At 27.0% G+C, this 20,251-nt stretch carries 14 protein-coding genes and 1 riboswitch; of the genes, 2 read left to right on the top strand and 12 right to left on the bottom strand.

The features are described from left to right. Nucleotides 1–221 precede the first annotated feature (221 nt). Together Q5O29_RS06005 and Q5O29_RS06000 are read right to left on the bottom strand one after the other, a co-directional pair. Nucleotides 222–650 carry a PIN domain-containing protein gene (locus Q5O29_RS06005; protein ID WP_022212070.1) on the bottom strand — a complete coding sequence of 143 codons (429 nt, stop codon included), beginning with the start codon at nucleotides 648–650 and terminating at the stop codon, nucleotides 222–224. Between the two features lie 72 nt (nucleotides 651–722). Continuing rightward, entirely contained in the window at nucleotides 723–1,229 is a 507-nt protein-coding gene (locus Q5O29_RS06000; RefSeq protein ID WP_022212069.1) for a hypothetical protein, read from the bottom strand. 128 nt (nucleotides 1,230–1,357) lie between these two features. Continuing rightward, nucleotides 1,358–1,430, top strand: a riboswitch (Fluoride riboswitch). 53 nt (nucleotides 1,431–1,483) lie between these two features. Between Q5O29_RS06000 and Q5O29_RS05995 the strand changes: the two genes are divergently transcribed. Then, entirely contained in the window at nucleotides 1,484–2,713 is a 1,230-nt protein-coding gene (locus tag Q5O29_RS05995) for a cation:proton antiporter (RefSeq protein ID WP_022212068.1), read from the top strand. Nucleotides 2,714–2,757: 44 nt separating this feature from the next. Here the strand turns inward: Q5O29_RS05995 and Q5O29_RS05990 are convergent, their stop codons facing one another. The 8 genes from Q5O29_RS05990 to Q5O29_RS05955 all read right to left on the bottom strand — a co-directional run bounded on the left by Q5O29_RS05990 (nucleotide 2,758) and on the right by Q5O29_RS05955 (nucleotide 15,223). Then, complete coding sequence (locus Q5O29_RS05990; protein WP_022167282.1) at nucleotides 2,758–3,087, bottom strand: hypothetical protein; 330 nt, start codon at nucleotides 3,085–3,087, stop codon at nucleotides 2,758–2,760. Nucleotides 3,088–3,399: 312 nt separating this feature from the next. After that, on the bottom strand, nucleotides 3,400–4,116 hold the full coding sequence (locus Q5O29_RS05985) for a M48 family metallopeptidase (protein ID WP_022212066.1): 717 nt from the start codon (nucleotides 4,114–4,116) through the stop codon (nucleotides 3,400–3,402). A gap of 15 nt (nucleotides 4,117–4,131) precedes the next feature. Next, on the bottom strand, nucleotides 4,132–7,317 hold the full coding sequence (locus Q5O29_RS05980; protein WP_022212065.1) for a type I restriction endonuclease subunit R: 3,186 nt from the start codon (nucleotides 7,315–7,317) through the stop codon (nucleotides 4,132–4,134). Between the two features lie 190 nt (nucleotides 7,318–7,507). Then, a complete protein-coding gene (locus Q5O29_RS05975) occupies nucleotides 7,508–8,917 on the bottom strand; it encodes an SIR2 family protein (protein ID WP_022212064.1) in 1,410 nt (469 codons plus the stop codon). A gap of 139 nt (nucleotides 8,918–9,056) precedes the next feature. Then, a complete protein-coding gene (locus Q5O29_RS05970) occupies nucleotides 9,057–11,174 on the bottom strand; it encodes a Piwi domain-containing protein (protein ID WP_022212063.1) in 2,118 nt (705 codons plus the stop codon). Nucleotides 11,175–11,219: 45 nt separating this feature from the next. Then, nucleotides 11,220–12,500, bottom strand: coding sequence for a restriction endonuclease subunit S (locus tag Q5O29_RS05965; RefSeq protein WP_022212062.1), 1,281 nt, complete (start codon nucleotides 12,498–12,500; stop codon nucleotides 11,220–11,222). 12 nt (nucleotides 12,501–12,512) lie between these two features. Then, nucleotides 12,513–14,030 carry a type I restriction-modification system subunit M gene (locus tag Q5O29_RS05960; protein WP_022212061.1) on the bottom strand — a complete coding sequence of 506 codons (1,518 nt, stop codon included), beginning with the start codon at nucleotides 14,028–14,030 and terminating at the stop codon, nucleotides 12,513–12,515. Between the two features lie 125 nt (nucleotides 14,031–14,155). Next, the gene (locus tag Q5O29_RS05955; protein ID WP_022212060.1) at nucleotides 14,156–15,223 is read right to left on the bottom strand and encodes a mannose-1-phosphate guanylyltransferase; all 1,068 of its coding nucleotides are present in this window, start codon (nucleotides 15,221–15,223) and stop codon (nucleotides 14,156–14,158) included. A 289-nt stretch (nucleotides 15,224–15,512) separates the two neighbouring features. Between Q5O29_RS05955 and Q5O29_RS05950 the strand changes: the two genes are divergently transcribed. Next, nucleotides 15,513–18,131 (top strand): hypothetical protein, encoded by a 2,619-nt coding sequence (locus tag Q5O29_RS05950; RefSeq protein ID WP_022212059.1) that lies wholly within the window; start codon nucleotides 15,513–15,515, stop codon nucleotides 18,129–18,131. Between the two features lie 107 nt (nucleotides 18,132–18,238). On the opposite strand, the gene Q5O29_RS05945 is transcribed toward Q5O29_RS05950, so the two are convergent. Both Q5O29_RS05945 and rluF read right to left on the bottom strand, forming a co-directional pair. Further along, nucleotides 18,239–18,994 (bottom strand): DUF3298 and DUF4163 domain-containing protein, encoded by a 756-nt coding sequence (locus Q5O29_RS05945; protein WP_022212058.1) that lies wholly within the window; start codon nucleotides 18,992–18,994, stop codon nucleotides 18,239–18,241. 444 nt (nucleotides 18,995–19,438) lie between these two features. Further along, complete coding sequence (gene rluF / locus Q5O29_RS05940) at nucleotides 19,439–20,218, bottom strand: 23S rRNA pseudouridine(2604) synthase RluF (RefSeq protein WP_022212057.1); 780 nt, start codon at nucleotides 20,216–20,218, stop codon at nucleotides 19,439–19,441. Nucleotides 20,219–20,251 lie beyond the last annotated feature (33 nt).

The raw sequence follows: 20,251 nt of genomic DNA, 5'->3' as shown, positions 1-20,251 counted from the left end.
CTCCAATATTTATTAAATAATATTTTTAAATAAATAAAAAAGACCTTTAATATAATTCTTATTTTTTAAGAATTATATTAAAAGTCTCGTTACCATTAGGTGGCTTATAGCACCAGGCAATGCCGGGATTGTTGATGCTATAATTTAAACTACTCCCTTTTAAAATCATAAATATTTTGTGCTTATGTTATTTTTAAAATTATATGTGTATCATTGCTATATTATTCTAAAACTATCTCAGGAATTTCAGTTATAGCTGTTTCTATATCCTTATTTCTTACCTTAAATGTATTAATATAATTGACTTCATAATTTCCTCTAATGGTATTTTTTATAAAGGTAACAGGATTTTCATATCCTTTATCATTAGAAACAATATAAAATTCACATCCACTTAAGGGATACCTAGATATCATAACTCCTAAAAAGGCTATAAGGCATTTCCCCATATCATTATCTTCATCAACTACACATTCTTCAAACCAATACTTTATTTGCTTTTCCTTTAGTTTATTCATTAAATATCCATCTATCTTATGGGCATTTGGAGATATAAAAAAATGTACTTCATCTCCTTTTCTAGCATTATACAGCTCTATAAAATCATCATTAAATTCATTTTCACAATCCACTAAAAAAATCTTACTCATTAATTTACTTCCCTCTATTCTACACTTTTTATGACTTTATTTTCCATAATATTATTTTTAATCTTAGATTAATTATAGCTCTTCATAAACTTTCCATACATCATAGGTATCTTCACCTCTATATTGTGTATATATAAGATCTTTTTCTTTTGGATTACTATATACTGTTAAACTCTGAATAAAAGAATAACTATCCTTAATATCACTTTTCACTAAATTTTCACTCCCACCATAACTACTTATTCTTCCTGACCTTTCAAAGCCTTCTGGTAAAGCTTTTACCGAACTATCAAAATAATAAACATTATCATTTACATCCACATATGGTAGTATTATGCCCTCATCATTTAATGCTACTTTATAGGAACTATCTTTACCTAAATAAAACTTCGTTCCTTTAGAATCCTTCATAACTACTGAACCTGATGGCAAATATTTTTCTACAGTGGCTCCCTTTTCAACATATTCATCAACATTATATTTATTTTTAATATTATCTTCATTTACTTCAGTATTTCCACAGGAAACAAAAGACATTGCTGATATTCCTATAACTGCTGCTAATATAACCTTTTTCATTATTTCTCCTCCATTTACCTCTTACTTATATGTATATAATACCATATCTCTATATTTTTTACATATATTTCCTCTATTTTTACTTCTTATTTATATATTGAATACTAAGATAGATTTTGATATAATTCATTAACGTAGGGAATGAAGTTCTCCCTTGATTAATATCAAAACTGCGTAATAGCTGATGACTTCTACAACTTTTTTTGTTGTGGAATTCATTAGCTTTTTTTATTATTTTAAACTGGAGGTTTCTTATGTTAACTAAAATTATACTAATTATTTTAAGCTTAATTTTAATAGGATTCTTAGCACATTTTAGCGGAAAGCTAGCTGAAAAATTAAAATTACCTTCTCTTATAGGCATGATTCTTATTGGAATGATTATAGGTCCTTCTTTTCTTAATCTTGTGCCAAAAGCAACTTTAAATATAGCTCCTACATTAAAGGATATTGCCTTAGTTACTGTACTTTTCATTGGCGGACTTGGCATAAGCTTAAAGCAAATGAAGCAAATTGGACGCCCTGCAATATTATTAAGTGTTGTTCCTGCCACATTAGAAGGATTGACCATTGCTTTTTTAGCAACCATATTTTTAAAATTCACCTTTGTACAAGGTGCCATACTTGGATTTATTATTGCAGCTGTAAGTCCAGCTGTTTTAGTTCCTTCCATGGTAGATTTGATAAATAGAAAAATAGGACAGGATAAAGCTATTCCTCAAATGCTTTTAGTTGGAGCATCTGCTGATGACACTGTAGCCATAACACTGTTTACTACTTTTATCAGCATTTATTTTGCAGGTATAAATGGTGAATCTGTTTCTATTATTAATGAACTTATTTCTATTCCTTTAACTATTATTATCAGTATTTTTATTGGCTGGATTTTATCATTAGCCACTAAAGCCTTATTAAAAAATATTAATTCACAAAACATAAGAGTATTATCCACATTTTCTCTTTGTCTTTTAATAAGATTTGTGGAAAACTATTTTCATTTAGGAGGTTTTAATTCATTATTAACAATTATGATTTATGGTTTCTTTTTAAGAACATATTTAGGTGATACTGCTAAGAATATACAAGATAAAATTAATGTTGTATGGAAGTACGGCAAACTATATCTCTTTGCTTTTGTAGGAATGGCCATAAACCCTACTTTAGTAGGTGAATATATCTGGATTGGAGTTATTATGCTTATGATTTCCTTAAGTATTCGCTCCATAGGTGTCCTTATTTCATTGATAGGTACAAATTTAAGTATAAAAGAAAGAATCTTTTGTGTAGTAGCTTATCTTCCTAAAGCAACTGTTCAATCTGCCAAAGCTGGTATTCCACTACAAATGGGTATAGCTGGTGGAGAAATAATGCAAGCTTTAGCCATATTAAGCGTATTAATTACAGCTCCTATAGGCGCCATTGGAATAAAACTTACTTCACCTAGATTTTTATCTCAAGGTTATTCTGGAGAATTATCAGCTTAATAAATAAAATAAGATATGGTCATAGAAAAATCTATGTCCATATCCTATTTCTTATTCTCATATTCTTTTCTAAGCTGCTTTACTTCTTCTAATGATAAATCACATTTTTTTGCAATCATTTGGTCATTTAATACATCTAGTAAATTTCTTGCTATTTCTCTTTGTTTTTCAATTTTTCCTTCTTCAATTCCTTCATTAAATATCTTTTGCCCTAATGGTGACATACGTATCTTCCTTCCTAATTCATCACTAATTTCAATATTAAATTTTAATGCCAATGATAATAAAATAGTTTGACATTGGTTTTTCACATCTTTATCACTAATATCTGTACTTAACTCTATTACTTTATCTTTACTAATTTTACTATCCATTAATGGAGTAAATTCTAACCATGCAATATCAGTTAATGTAAGTTCTTTTCATAAAACTAATTTTTCTTAGAATTATTGTTGCTATATTTTCTAATAATTATAGTTAATAATTTAATATTAATGCTATTTTTAATTCTTTAATTAACAAAATCATTGCTATCATCAATAAAATAATAAAGAAGATGGTATATTCTTATAATCTAAAATTACACCAACTATTATGGCTACTATAATTCCTTCGCAAACAAAATTCTTAATTGTTTTTATCATAAAATCCTAATCCCCTTCTGTAATCTTTAGATTTATATTTAATTATAAATCCATTTTTATCCCATAATCCCTAAGCCATTCTTTTCTTACTTCATAATCAGCCATTACAGAAGAAACTAAATCCCAAAACTCTTGTGAATGATTCATATAATACATATGACACATCTCATGAACAATTATATAATCAAGAGCTGTAGATTTAGCCATTACACATCTCCAATTAAATAAAAGTTCATTATTAGAAGTGCAACTAGCCCATCTTTTCTTTTGTTCTTTAACCTTTATGGCACTTGGCTTTTTATTGAAGAACTTCTGATAATATTTAATTCTTTTCTTTACCTGTTCATCAGTTTTTTCCCTATACCAAGCTTCCATGGCTTTTTTTATTAATTCATCATTCTTTTCTTTAACATAAACATGAAATTTTCCTCTAAATAATTTAACACTTGATCCATTCTGTAAATTTTCATCTACATGAATTTGTAGAGAATAATTTCTTCCTAAATAAATAAAAGATTCTCCATTTACAAACTCTCTATTAACTCTTTTACTCTCAATATTTCTAAACTCAAAAAGCTTTTGAACTATCCAAGCTCCTTTAGACTTAACAGATTCCTTAATTTCTTTCTCACTGGTACCTACCGGAGCCACTACAGTAATTTTCTTAGGTGGCTCAACAGAAATACTCATTGTTTTTCTATTCTTAAATTCAACATTGAATTCTATATTTTTAGTTCCGTACTTAACACTGTACTTCATATTTTTATCGCCTCTTTAATTTAATACATCAAAATGTATCTTAGCTAAATTTAATAATGGTTCCATTATCTTTTCCCTAACATCTCTAGGAATTCTCTTAGCATACTTCTTAATTATCATAAGCTTAATAGCTCTTTGAATATCATTAGTTTTACTTTGATTAGTTACCCAATCAATAACATAATTATCTTTAACTACAGCTTTGACATCTTTCGCTATTTCCTTGGAAATTTCCATTGTTTCATCGCTAATATATGTTGCCTCTTCTTCTTTAAGTTTAAATTCATTTGCATCATCTTCTAAATACTTTCTAATAACTTCAAAGAAAGCAAACTCCTTTTCATCAAGTCCTAAATCATTAGCTTTATTAGAAGCTCCTGTTTCAACATCATTTTTAATAAACTCTTCTAGTTGCTTCTTTCTTGCAATCCAGTCATTTTTAGTTTCATCCAAAATTCTTTGAAGTCTTTCAAATAAGGATTCATAGTAAACAGGATTCTCTTTTATTTTTACATTAATAATATGCTTTATAGCATGTTCCATAGCTGATGCTTGTGCTTCATCTGATTTTAGAGTATTTACTTTGGCTTTAAAATTATCTTCAAATAAAGTTATAGGTTCAATCCATCCCCTAACTCCAAGAGATTTTAAATGATTCTCTATTATTTCTCTTACCTTTTCACCACAATCAGAAATATCTATAGAATCACTTGGATTGAACTTAGCTTTTGCAGCAGCTCTAATATAAGAAAGCCATCTTAAATCATTTAAAATATCTGTATCTACATGAGAAGGTAATAAACTTTCTACTGCTCCAGAAAACTTTTTATACATAAGCTCAAACTCTGCTCTTTTATCATCCGGTTCAATTTTATTAACTAATTCATCTAAATTATTTTTATTTATTCCTCTAAACATAGACATTATAGCTTCTCTATAAGAAAGCATTTCATTATATAAATCACCTAATGATTCCATAGGTTTGCCTAAATCTTCTTTATCAAAAATAGCTAATGCTTCTTCTAAGAAGTTGGAAATACCATAATAATCAACAACATATCCACATTGTTTTATAATGTTTTCTTTTGTGGTCTTTCCACTTTCTAAAGTTACCTCTACTTCTCTAGTACAAGTTCTATTAACTCTAGCTATAGCTTGAAGTAATGTATGTTCCTTAAGTGGTCTATCTATATACATAACTTGCTCAATTGGAGCATCAAAGCCTGTTAAAAGCATATCTTTTACTATTAAGAAGCAAAGTTTATCTTTATTTATAGGTTGTTTAAATCTATTAATTAGATTTTCTTGCTCTGCTTTTGTAGTAAAATGTTTCTTTAAATGTGGTAAATCATTATTATCTCCAGAGAATATTACTTTAGCTTCAAAATCTTCACCTAATATTTCTGGCATGTGTTTATTTAAAGCATCATAATACTTAACACAAGCTTCTCTTGAAACACATACTATTTGAGCTTTAAATCCATTTGGAAGTATTTGCTCCTTATAATGATTAAGTAAATCAACTACTATATCGTTAATTCTTTCTTCACTTTCAACAATAGTTTTCTTAGTTCCATACTTTGCTTTTATAGCTTCTTTTTCTTCTTCAGTTCTATCACTAAATTCTTGGTCAAATAATTCTTCTAAAGAATCACCTACTACTTGTAAATCAGGTCTTCTGCCTTCATAAACAATTTTAACTGTAGCACCATCTTCAACTGCACTTTTAATAGAATATTTATCTATATACCCACCAAATGTTCTTGGTGTTGATTTATCTTCTTTATCTATTGGCGTACCTGTAAATCCAATAAAAACAGCATTAGGCAATGCAGTTCTCATATTAGCTGCCGTGTCTTTATATTGGCTTCTATGTGCCTCATCAGACAATACAATAATATTTTGTTTTGTACTTAAAAGAGGATAATCTACAGCATATTTTTGTTTAATTTTTTTACCTTCAAATAATACTTCTCTTTCTTCAGTTTCATTTTGGAACTTCTGTATAGTTGTTATTATTATTTGTGGTTGTGGATTAGATAATAGCTTCTTCATAATATCAATTTTATCTGCTCTAACCGGAGTAGTTATTTTAGATAAAGTTCTATCAAATGTTGCATAAATTTGCTTATCTAAATCTATTCTATCTGTAACTACAACTATTGTAGAATCAGTTAACCCTTTAGTTCTCTTTATCTTTCTAGCTAAGAAAACCATAGTTAAAGACTTACCAGAACCTTGAGTATGCCAAACAACTCCACCTCTAGTAAGCTTATCTTTTCCATTAACAATTCTATCTATAGCTTTATTAACAGCTCTAAACTGTTGATATCTACAAACCTTTTTAATAACAGTTCCATTATCAGCTTCAAAGACAATAAAATTTCTCATTAAATCAAGTAAATTTGTCTTTTCTAAAAATCCTTGAATAAATATGTTTTGTCCACAATCTTTATAGTTTTCTATCTCTTCTTTCTTAAATGGATGTGGGTCCTTCCATTGAGAATAATGATTATATTTTGAACTTATTGTTCCAACATAAGCATTATATCTATTTAAAATTCCAGTAAAGAAATTACTATAAAATAGCCTTGGAGCTCCTTCACCTAAAGCTTCATCTCTAACATTCATATATCTTCTTAATTGTTCAAAAGCTTGTTTTTTTCCAATGCTCTCATTATTTCCTTTTTCTAAGAAAGGAGATTTAGCTTCTAAAACAACTACAGGAATACCATTTATGAAAATAACTATATCAGGGAAAATAGATTTTCCACTTAAAGTTTGAACTTCAAATTGACGAACTACTAAAAAGTCATTGTTATCAACATTTTTCCAATCTATAAAATGAACAGTATGATGCTTCTTTTGACCATCACCATGTAAATCCTGCTCAACAGTAAAAGTTAAATCTACAAGAGCATCATAAATCTTTTCGTTTATCTCTAATAAACCTGTTCCTAAACTATCAGCTCTACTAATATATCTTATTGCTCTATCTAAATTATCTTCATTCATCCAAGGATTAAGCTTTCTTAATGAAGCTTTTAATCTTTTAGATAATACAACATCAGCTAAAGAGTCTCTTTCTCCACTTATAGAAGTTAATTCTTTTCCATGAATAAAGTTATAGCCTAATTTATTCTCTAAATATTCAATTGCTGGTAGCTCTACTAAGGTTTCTTCATTTCCTAAGTACGACATGCCAATCCCCCTAATTTCTATTGCTTTTTTTCAAATTTAATGTATAATTTAATTATAATTGCATATGTAATAAATAGTGCATATTTTATTGGTGATTTCGCTAATAAAATATAGTACTTTTTACTGATCGTTATAAAGGGTCCTAATTTAGGTAAGTGAATGTTCCTTGCTTAAATTAGGGCTCTTTAATTTATTTGTAATACTTTATCCAGTCATAAATTCTTATTAATCGCTTTAAATTTGTTCTATCACTCTGTTTCCCTTCTGTACTTAATAACTTTGGATATTCTGTTAATATATACTGTAAAAATTCACTCAATTCTTCTATAAATATTTTATCTTTATTAAGTAGAGGTATATATTCTAAACACCTCATATCACCATAATCTTTTCTTAAATCTTTTATAGTAAACTCTCCTAAATTTAAACTCTCTCTTCTTTCCTTTAATGTTTTATTTAAAAAATCATCAAATTCTGTTTTTATTGACTGGCTTACTATACTAGGTAAAACTCCATTAAATTCTTTAATATATTTGTATATTGGAATGCTTTTACTATGCTGTTTAAGCAAATTAGGTAGACTTGTTTCAACTATCATTTGTGGATTTATATCCTTATGATTAAATACTATATCATTATAAATTTCTTCTGCACTAAATGTTTCATATCCCTTTTTACCTAATTCTGAAAGTATACCAACACCTAATACAACTTCAATATCTTCTAATTTATCATCTTCTGTTAATCCTACAACTTTCATTTTCTCTGTTGCTTCATTAGTTAAAACTAATTCATATATATCTTGTTTAAGTTTTCTTAATATGGGAGCAGAATATTTAGCTTTATTTTCTAGCATAGCTTCATATAATGCTTCAAATCTATTTAATTTAATTTTAGTCATTTCAATTACTTTTCCATCATCAAAGCTCAATGTATGAGATGATATTTCACTTTCATCATTAGAACTCCATTCAATGAATATTAATCTTTTCTTTAACTTTTTTAAATTTTCTTTAGATAAGCATCTAACTATAGATTTTAATATATTTCTAATATTTTCATCTTCTATAGAGTACCCCATAAATACTATTGGATGTTCTAAAAATAGAGTAAGTATCTTAGATGCTAAGTATGCATTTTTATCATCAAACTCTTTATAGTCCTCTTCATTTATTACTATTGAAGATGGATTTGTACAACATCCATGTATTTTATATATTTCACCAACACCTTGTAGTTGTGAAAAAATTAATTCTTCTTGTCCTATATATGTTTTATATCCTAGTAAAATATTTTCTAATAACAAATCATAATTAGTAGTTATAACCCCTGCAATACTCTTTTTACCAACTTTTTTTAATAACTCAAGTTCACTTTTTTGATCTTCTACAAAATTTAAACTATTATCCTTTATATATTTTGCTATTTCTATCTTAATAGGTGATACTTTATTTTTAATATCATCTCTATATTCTTCTCTTACTTCTTTGAATTTATCATCAATAAACCATTTCTTTGAAAAATCATTTCCTATTAACTCAGCAATTTTTTGATATAATCCAACTTGAATTGTAGACGACTCAGCCATACTATTGTACATTTCAAATATCTTTTATTTTATTTTTCATAAAAATTTCTCCTATAAATAAAGTTATTATCTCAATTATATACTATTTTAAAAACTATTAATCTTCTATTTAATATTAAAAAGCCACAGATTTGTCTGTGACTCTTTCATATTAAATAAAATATAAACAATTTGTATCTATGTTACTTGGTATTAAATCTCTATTTCCATAAGTCGAACTTAAATCTGCATAATATGTTGTTATAGGTAATCTTACCTTGTTTATTGCACCAACATGCATAAAAGTTAATTTATATGCATCTTCAACAATTTTTTCTATATCTAAAGAACCAAATACCCTTCTTATTCTTATTGGTTGAGCCATGCCCATTCCTTCGTATGGTTTAGTTGTACAAATAAATGCTGAATCATCTTTATAATAGCATCTTCCCATAACTGTTTTCCACTGCTTATCATCCGATATTGTTGCTATTCTTCTATTAATACCTTTAGTTATTTCAATATAATCAAATTCTATTCCTAAATTATTCATAGTATTTTTTAAGTTTTCAAGTTCTTCTCTACTTATTCCATCTCTATGAAAAGTAATATGCTTAGGTCTACATCCATATGCATTTTCGTATGAACCTACAGCTTCAAAAACTATCTCTTTTAATGTTTCCAACTTTATCTTTTCACCACTTTGTGATGCTGAAATAACTTTTGTTTTTAATACTTTACCATCCTTGCCTACAACCTGAATAACTCCTGCTTTATTAACTTTATTTTCTCTACTTACATCTAAACCTATAAAACAATCTGAATTTAGCTTTTCTTTTAAAATCCAAGGTTGTATACCACTTTTAGCATAAATACCTAATAATATATTAAAAAAAATACTATCTTTATTCTTTTCATTATAACTAAGAGTATCAAATCCAATACACTGTGTTGGAATCTCATTTCCACCACTAAATGTTTTCTTTATTATATTGTAATATTTACTTAGATTTTCTTCACTTAAAATAACTATAGTGGTTTCATTGTAATTAGACGCTATTTTCTTTAATTCATAACTGAATATATCTTCATTATCAATTTTTATTTCTTTAAAATTAACCTTATCCTTAAGCTTTACCCTATCTAATTTTACTCCTAACATATTAGAAAAACATTCAAGCTCATCACAAAACTTTATCACCTTTTTTAAATTTATGTTATTTTTAGCTAATATCGGATCTATAAAATATTTTATTTCAATTGTTTTATTTTCATAAACTCCAAAATTTTTAAGACCATATAAAGGATACTTTTGAGCTCTAGAGTTTCCAAATAATAAATCTGGATGTTGTAAATCCTTAAGCTTGTATCCAATATTACCACACAACATATTTATCTTTTCTACATTTATATGCTCACTATTTTTAACTATATTTATAACTTCACTAACCATAAACTGCATCTTTTCATTTGTTTTTTGCTTAACTCTATTATTAAAATCTTTAAGTACATTTTGTGGTAAATTCTCAAATCTACATACTTTCTTTAATCTACTTGGTATGTAAGGAAATATACTATTTTTATTGTTTTTTACTAATACAGCTTTCATATCTTTTGGTAGCTTATTTACTATATAACCTTGATTTTTGTTTTCATAATAATCTATTATAGAACATCCCATATATTCATTAGCTTCACTTATAGTAAATGGAGCTATGCCAACATATTCATAAGTTAAATTATAAAAATAATCTTTAACCTTATCTCCTATTTTTACATTATCATTCTTTATCTCACACTCTAGTGTATTTATATATTCAAAAATATGTTTTGCATCAAAGCCTATAATAATCTCATTATTACAATTTATATTAATGTCAAAATTAAAATATCTATCTATCTTTATTCCTTTTTCATAATATACTGGTTTGTTAATATAAATTGAATTTTTAATAACCTTATATTTTTCTTTATCTATACTATCTTTTATTTCTTTTAATAGTAATCTTTCCAATATCTTTTTTTCATTACTATCTAAAGTTATAATTCTCTTCTCTACATCAATATATTTCTCACTACCCCAATTTTGTATTTCAATAAATGAAGCAATATATTGTTCATAGAAAATTATAGTAGGATTGTTATTTAGCTTAATTAATTCCTTAACTATATCATAATTTTCATTATGTTTATTTTCAAAATCCCTTACTCTCATTTTATAAATATAAATTTCAATATTATTTGCATTAATACTATTCTTAAATTCAGTTATTACATTAAACTCTCTCATTAAATATCCTCTCTTTATGTTGTCTTATATATTTATAAATTTCTTTTATACTGTAACTCTTATCATTCCTGTTAATAATTGTTGCATTAAACCTTTTTTAAGTTCTTCTAACTTTTGTTTCTTATTTTTATATTGTCCTATCTTTTCATCGACTTCCATTAATATTGATGCTATCTTTACTTGTTCTATATCACTTGGAACTGGAATTAAAAACTCTTTTATTCTTGTTAAAGCTAACTTCGGTTGTGCACTCTTAGTTTGCTCTGCTTCAATTATACTTTGTACAATATTAGATTGTAATACCTTCATCAAATACAACTTGTTTATTTGTATATTACATAGTTTATCTGCATTTTCCGTTAAGTTTGCTCCATCCAATTCATATGGAACTTGCCCCACTATACCTAATGTACCTGCAACTGATATAAATAAATCATCTTTTGAAATTTTATAATTTTTAATCTTATCAACAATATCCTTAGGTACATATTTAATGTCATCTTGTCTTATCCCCCCCATATACATATCAGCCACTCTTATATACGGGAAAGCATTATCTTCATCTTCTAATTGATATCCCTTAGGAAGTCTTTTTCCACCTTTAACTTCACATATATCTCCAATCTTTTTAACATCCCACTCCTCAGGAATTTCTCCAATCTCAGTGTTCTTAAACTTTGTATGTCCAATTCCTTTAGTAAATAAAGTTTGCATTAAACCCTTTTTTAATTCTTTATTTTTTTCAATAAGAGCATCAACATTATCAATTTGCTCATCTACAGTTGAAAGAATAAAAGATATTTTTTCTTGTTCTTCTTTTTTAGGAACTATAATTTTTAATTTTCTTATATTCTCCATCGATAATGCTGGTTGCGAAGTTGTTGTAACATATCTATTGATTTCATTTCGCATATTAGAACTCATCAAATACTGTAAAGCAAATTTAGGCACTACTGAGTCATTAAATGTTAATTTAGCAACATTAGGAGCTAAGTGAAACTTATCATTTTCTTCTATTAATGCAACTTCCCCAACAGTTCCTACGTACGAAAATAATACATCATTTATATATAATTTAGACCTAGTTAAACTTTCTGAAACCTTTTTATCTATTTTCTTTATATCTTCTAAATTCAATTTACCATTTTTTAAATTTAATGCTCTTAAAGCTATTATTTCTCCATCATCAATATACTCGATATACTCAGTAAACTCAAATCCAGCTAATTTAGTTACATTTGAACATTCACCTAAAACTTCTATATGCCATTCACTAGGTATCTCCCCAAGTTCCGTCATCTTATATTTATCTCTAACCTTCTTCACTAAATCACCACCTTACAGTACATCAAAACCAAGCTCTTTTAAATATCCATTAAGCTTTTCCTTAGTTTCTGCTTCTTTCTTTTCAAGCTCAACAATTTCTCCTAAAACTTTTTGAATATCAACTTGTTCTTCTTCTTCAGTAGTATCAACATATCTACTAATATTTAAATTGCAGTCATTTTCTTTAATGGTTTCAATATCCACAACAGTTGCATACTTTTCCACATCTTCAAAAGCATCAAATGTGGATACTATTTTTTCTATATCTTCATCTCTAAGCTTATTCTTATTTCCATCTTTAACAAAATCATTGCTACCATCAATAAATAAAATCTTACCTTTTCTTTCTTCTGACTTAGCCTTGTTAAGAACTAATATAGCAGCAGGTATACCTGTTCCATAGAAAATGTTTTGAGGCAAACCAATTACAGCTTCTATTAAATCATCATTAATAAATCCTTTTCTTATCTTACATTCAGCAGAACCTCTAAATAAAACTCCATGTGGAACAACTGATACCATCTTACCTTTCATATTTAAACTAGATAACATATGCTCAACAAAAGCTAAATCTCCATAAGACTTTGGTGGGATTCCATAACTAAATCTATGGAAAGCATCATGTTTTGCTTCTTCTACTCCCCAGTTCTTTAAAGAAAATGGTGGATTCGCAAGTACCTTATCGAATACCTTTAATGCTCCACCTTCTGTATGCTTAGGTTCTCTTATAGTATCACCCTTTTGAATATCTGCTCCTTTAGCTCCATGGAATAACATATTCATCTTACATATTGCCCATGTAGAAAGATTTATTTCTTGACCAAAAAGACTTAAATTTTTAGGATTTCCACCATGCTTTTTAACATATTCTATACTTTGAATAAGCATACCACCAGAACCACAAGTTGGGTCATAAATTCTATCTCCTTCTTGAGGTTTTAAGATATTAGTAATAATCTTAACTACTTCCGTAGGGGTATAGAATTCTCCACCCTTCTTACCACCTTGGTCTGCAAATTGTTTAATTAAATATTGATAAGCATCTCCAAGCATATCTTCTGATTCCAAATTTGAATTAGCTAAATTAATGCTATTAAATAATATTAAAAGTTGAGATAATTTCTTATCTGGAACCTTTTCTTTATCATTGTAGTTAGTTGTACTTAAAACACTAACAAGCTCTGAATTTTTAGGTTCATCTTCAATTGCTTTAAATGCCTTATCTAATTCAGGTCCTATATTTAAAGTTAAATCTTTAAGCTTTGACCATCTTGCTTGTTCTGGAACAAAGAAAGTTTCATAAATACTAGCATCTTCTAAAAGTTCTTCTATTTCATCTTCTTCAAGACCATCTTCTAGGAACTCTTTTTTTCTAGCTTCTCTTTCTTCATCAAATTCATCATTTAATCTCTTTAAAAATAACATTCCAAATATATAATCTTTGTACTCTGCACCAGTTAATTCTCCTCTAAGAATATCAGCACATTGCCAAAGTGTTGATTCTAACTCTTGTAATGTAAGCTTTGCCATTATAATTGTCTCCTATCTACTACATTTTTTATAGTATTAATTCTATCATAAAATAAAAGTAAAAATATAATATTATAATTTATGTTATGTTAATTTAACTTTTGTATTACCATAAAAAACGGAAGCTAAATATAGCTTCCGTAATCAACATTTTCATTTAAATCATTTAATAGATGTTTAATTTCTTGATCCTTGTTTTTATCCATTACCAAAATAACATCACCAGCATCAACTATCACTAAATCCTTGACGCCAAAACCTATGATTAAATTTTTATCACCAAAGATAGAGCAATTTTCACATTCCTGTACATATACATTTTTACTTATTTCATTTCCACTACACTTATTTAAATATCTACTTAAGGCATTAAAAGTACCGATATCATCCCAATAAAAATTGCCTTTAATGACATATGCTTTTCTTGTCTTTTGCATAATTCCAAAATCAATAGATATTCCATCAATTAAATTATATTGTTCCTTAATGACCTCTTCTTCGTCATCTTCTCCTATGTGTGTATATATTTCCATTAATGATTTATATATCTTAGGTAGATATTTTTCCATTTCCCTTAAGATAACATCAGCTCTAAAAACAAATATGCCTGAATTCCAAAGATAAGTTTCCTTAAGCAAGAAATCCTTAGCTACTTCAATATTAGGTTTTTCTGTAAATCTAGATATTTTATAAGCACCAGCTGATGACTGGAGCCTGTCCCCCATTTCTATATAACCATATCCTGTTTCAGGTCTTGTAGGTGTAATTCCTATAGTTACTATTCCCCTACGTCTATTGGCCAATTCAATAGCCTCTAATAAAGTGTCTGTATACTCCTTTTCACCCTTTATATGATGATCAGAAGGTAACACCACCATTACTGCATTATTATCCTTTTTCAATAATTTCACTGCTGATAACCCAATGCATGTAGCAGTTTCCTTATTTGAAGGTTCTGTGAATATATTGTCAGAATTAATATATGATAACTCTTTTTTTATTTTATCTAAATAATCAGTATTAGTTACCACATAGATATTATCCTTATTAATTAAGGGAGTAATTCTTTCAACTGTATTTTCTAAAAAACTTTTGTTATTTATAACTTTTAAAAATTGCTTCGGTTTATTCATTCTTGATAAAGGATATAACCTAGTGCCTTTTCCCCCTGCTAAAATTAGCGCGTATATCACACACTTCAACTCCATGTAATGCTATATTTCATTATATGAGGTCTTTTTATCAATTGTGAAATTATAATATCATTTCATTCTTTTATATGAACTACTCTGTTATTGCAAAAATTAAATATTATTGGTCAATACAATTAACAGTACAGATTAAATTCTTATATATTTATAGAATATTACCATGCCTATTTAAGTTATATTAAACTTTATTCGATATTTATTTCATAATGCTTATTGGCTTTAACTAAAGAAAAAATCACTTTAATCAATAAATTAAATAAAGGAGCTACTTATGAATACAAAAGAAATATTGCAAAAACAAAATGCTCGTAATACACTGAGTAAAAAAAATAAAAACAAATTATTAGCTGTTTTTTTATCTGGGGGATTAGTTAGCTGCACTATAGGTGCACAAGTTGTATCTGCTCAATCAATTGATACTTTCTCTTATGAAAATTATAAAAATTCAATAAATGCAAAAAAAATCCCTGGATTGACTAAAAAAACTATTACATTTAATATGGCTCATCCTACTGACTTAGTTATCGATAATATAGATTTATCAGGTTTAACAGTATCTGAGTTAATGGTTTATGCTAAAAGAATAGATCCAAGTAAATTAAGAATAACTCAAAATTCTATTACTATCCCTAAAGAAGAAATATTAGCATTAAAATTTACTCCTAATAGACTTTATAATACATCAATAAATTTTACAGATGGCTCTTATGCATCAGGATATATCTTTATTAATATAATAAATGATCCATCTATACCACCTAACACTGATTCTGATAGTGGTTCTTCTAAACCTGAAGAAGATTCAAGTGGTAAAGATGATATAACAAATAAACCAGAGCAAAAGCCTGATGATAATGATAATACAGATACACCTAATAATCCAGATGATAATAAAAATGATACTGAAACTAATCCTGATCAAGGTAGTAGCGATAATAATAAGCCTAATGGAGATACTGAAAACACTCATATTCCTACAATAAACAGAGAGAATTTTGTTTTCAATAGAGATGATGCTAAAGATTTGGTTATACAAAATGTAGACTTAAATGGATTAACTATAACTGATATATATATGTATGGCGCTAAAATGGACGTAAACAAAGTAAAAGTTGTTGATAATTCTATAGTAATATCTAAAGAAGCTATTTTTGATTTAGGATTTAAAAATGGTACTTACTATTTAGCTTTCCATTTCTCTAATGGAGCAATTATATCAAATTATGTATCTATTACTATAACTGATTCTGATAATGTTGCTAATGTTAAGCCTCCACAAGTTAATGAAAACATTGGAGCAATTACTCCACCACCTAACAGCAATCCTGACAACAACAACAATAATAATAATAATAATAATAATAATAATGAAACTCCTAATCCTGATAATAACTCAGGAAATGATAGTATTGCTAAACCACCCACATCTGATGATAAAGTTGAAATCATACAACCAGAAGTAGAAAAACAAACTATAGTATTCAATAGAGATAATGCTACTGATGTTGTTATAAAAAATGTAGACTTTAAAGGATTAACTTTAACTGAATTTTATATATATGGAAGAAAAATAGATATAAATAAATTAAAAATAACTGAAAACTCCATAACTATCCCTAAAGAAGTTATTTTTGATTTATATTTAAAAAATAGTACTTATTATACATCTGCTATATTCTCTAACGGCACATATGTTTCAGGTGTTGCAGCAATTCAAATAGTAGATAATGATATCCTTAATCCAGGGAATAAAGATGAATATACTGATGATACTATTAGACAGCCAAACATGATAACTCAAAATTTTGAGTTTGATTTATCTAATCCAATGGGAATTGAAATAACTCATGTTAACTTTGATGGAACTAAACTTAAAAATATTACAATAGGTAATAAAATTTTAAATTCATCAAAATTCTCTACAACTGATAATTCAATAATTATATCTGCTGATGTATTAAAATCATTAAACCTAGATGTAAATACTCATCAAATTGTATTTACTTTTTCAAATGGTGTTACTTTATCTGGATATTCAGATTTAATTGTTATTAATTCTACAAATATAACTACTAAACCAATGATAAATGTTAATGCAAATACTAATGGAGAAATAGAAATTCCTAATTTAATTCCTGAAGGTTCTAAAATTACTTCTATTACTATTAATAATAAAATTTTAGATGTTATTTATAGAGATAATAATTCTTATTTAAGAACTGGATATACTTATAGAAATTCTAAACATAGTGTGTATATTGAAAATAATAAACTATTTATTCCTATTGAAACTTTATCTTATATAAGTTCTAATTCTAATAATTATAAAATTAACATTAGATTAGATGATGGCTCTTCTATATCTCAAGAAATATACATAAAATCTAACAACAACGGTAATAATAGTAATACTAACAACAATATCAATAGTAATAATAGTAATACTAACAGCAATATCAATAGTAATAATAGTAGCAGCAACACTAATGGAAATGATAATACAAATAACAATATTAGTTCTAATACTTCTAATAAAAAATATACATCTACTGTTATTAATACTTCTAGTAGTAAAAGTTCAAATATTACATATGCAAATAATACTATAAATACTAATACTACTAATGAACTCAATAAGAATATAAATGAAATTAAAAATGATGTTGATACAAATACACCTGAAAGTATTACCTCTTCAGCTAATGCTACAACTTCATCAAATATAGATAAATCTGTTAATGATACTGTTATACCTTCCAGTATTGAATCTTCATCTACTATAAATTCAAAGAAATCATTTATTCCTAAATTTATAGCTATATGTACAGGTTTATTTGTTGCAATATTAGCTATATTATCAGGGCTTAAATTTACTAAAAAAAATAATTAAAAAATAAAAAAATTATCTTATTCCTATAGTTCATTAATTATAGGATAAGATAATTTTTTATTTTTCATAAATAATTTTTATTAAAACTTAAAATTAGTACACTCTATTCATATATTTTTTATATTATATGGTTGTAATTCATATTTAAGTTCTTTTTGATCAAATTTTTCAAATGGTATATAAAATTCAGGAATTCCTGTAACATAAGGTGCAATTTCATAAACATTAAAGTATATTACAACGTTGCCTGAACTTACATAGAATCCTTGCTTTTCACTAATACCTTTAAAGCCATCCTTCCCAGTAAAGTACTTATCCTTATCAAATTGTATAGCATTAGCAATTTCTAAATTAATTACATTCTTATACTCATATCCACCTTTAAACAAATCGCTTAATTTAAGTTCTTTACCAGTTATGTTATCCACATTATACGAAAGCCTAGTTGTTATTCCATGAGCCCCTCCTGTAAACTGATAATAATCTATATAAAAGCTAGTTATATTCTGACTATTAGTAACCTTATATCGACTATAAAGTTGATATGGACCGATTGGTGGAGGTACTAATCCCTTAAAGTATTCATCAGAAATCTTTTTCACATCATTTATCCAATCTTCTGTCCACTTTATAATATTATTATTTAGTTTATCTATATTAGGGTTACTATCAATGTTTTCTATTACTGGAATAATTACATCAATAATAAGATAATCATTTTCACTCTTATACTTTTTATCCACAACTTTATACTTTTCTGCATAATTATTTAATACACAATCTATCAACACCCCCTGTGGATAACTTGTTAATAAAAATAAAACTCCACAAGTCAGTAAAATAGCCTTTTTTAGACATTTCATGTAACTTTCACCCCTTATCTTTCGATACTTTTCTAATCTTTTTTATTATTATCTACAAATCTCTAAATAATTATTAACATATATATCAACAAGTTTACCACAACTTATCCACAAGCATCTGTGGATTATGTGCGTAACTTCCAATTTTATATATATAAACAATGATTTTACTATTTAAAACTTTCTTTAATTTACTTATATTTATCAGTAAAATTATCCACAGAATTATCCACATTTTATAATTTTCGGTGGATAAATTCATATATTAGAAAGTCTCTGGTAATTACTAAACTTTATTAATAATTTCTATCTTTCCTTCTCTGCTGTATGCTAAAAATTTATAACACGTTTCGCTCAAAGTTATAGTTATTTACACACTATCTTAATTCTTAACTTTCTTAATGTTCTTACTAAATAAAAGGACTGAGCTTCTGCTCAATCCTTTTACTCTTCGTCTACTTCTTTAGTTTTTCCTGAATCTACAATAAGATTATTAAGACCTTTAAGCTCTCTTACTGTAAGATCCCTCCATTGACCTTTTTTAAGTTCGCCAAGATTTATATTCATTATTCTAATTCTTTTAAGCTTAGTAACATTATATCCAAGTACTTCACACATTCTTCTTATTTGTCTGTTTAAGCCTTGTGTAAGTATTATTCTAAATGTATTAGGACCTTCTTTTTTCACATAGCACTTTTTAGTTACTTGACCTAATATTTTTACACCGTTTCTCATCTTTTTAACAAACTCATCATTAATAGGTTTATCTACCTTAACTATATATTCTTTTTCATGGTTATTTCCAGCTCTTAATATTTTATTGACTATATCCCCATCATTAGTTAATATAATTAATCCTTCAGAGTCCTTATCCAATCTACCTACAGGAAATATTCTTTTTTCATGATTAACAAAATCAACAATATTTCCGCGTACCTTATGCTCTGTAGTACATGTTATTCCTACCGGCTTATTTAATACTATATAAATCATTTCCTCAACTTTGCTTATAAGCTTACCATTTACCTTTACTTTTTGGCCCTTTTGTACCTTAGTTCCCATAACTGCTTTCACTCCATCAACAGTAACTTTGCCACTTTCTATAAACTTATCAGCTTCTCTTCTTGAACAAAATCCTGATTCACTTATATATTTATTAAGCCTTATGCTTTCTCCTCTATCATTATGTACTATTATTGGATCTTTCTTTTTATTTGATTTCATATGAACCTTCCTTTAGTTTAATTGTAAAATCAT

The sequence above is a fragment of the Clostridium sp. CAG:265 genome (assembly GCF_000436575.1).
Classification (GTDB): Bacteria; Bacillota; Clostridia; order Clostridiales; family Clostridiaceae; genus Clostridium; species Clostridium lentum.
The sequence above is the reverse complement of the archived record's forward strand: the minus strand, read 5'-3'. Positions and strand labels throughout refer to the sequence as shown.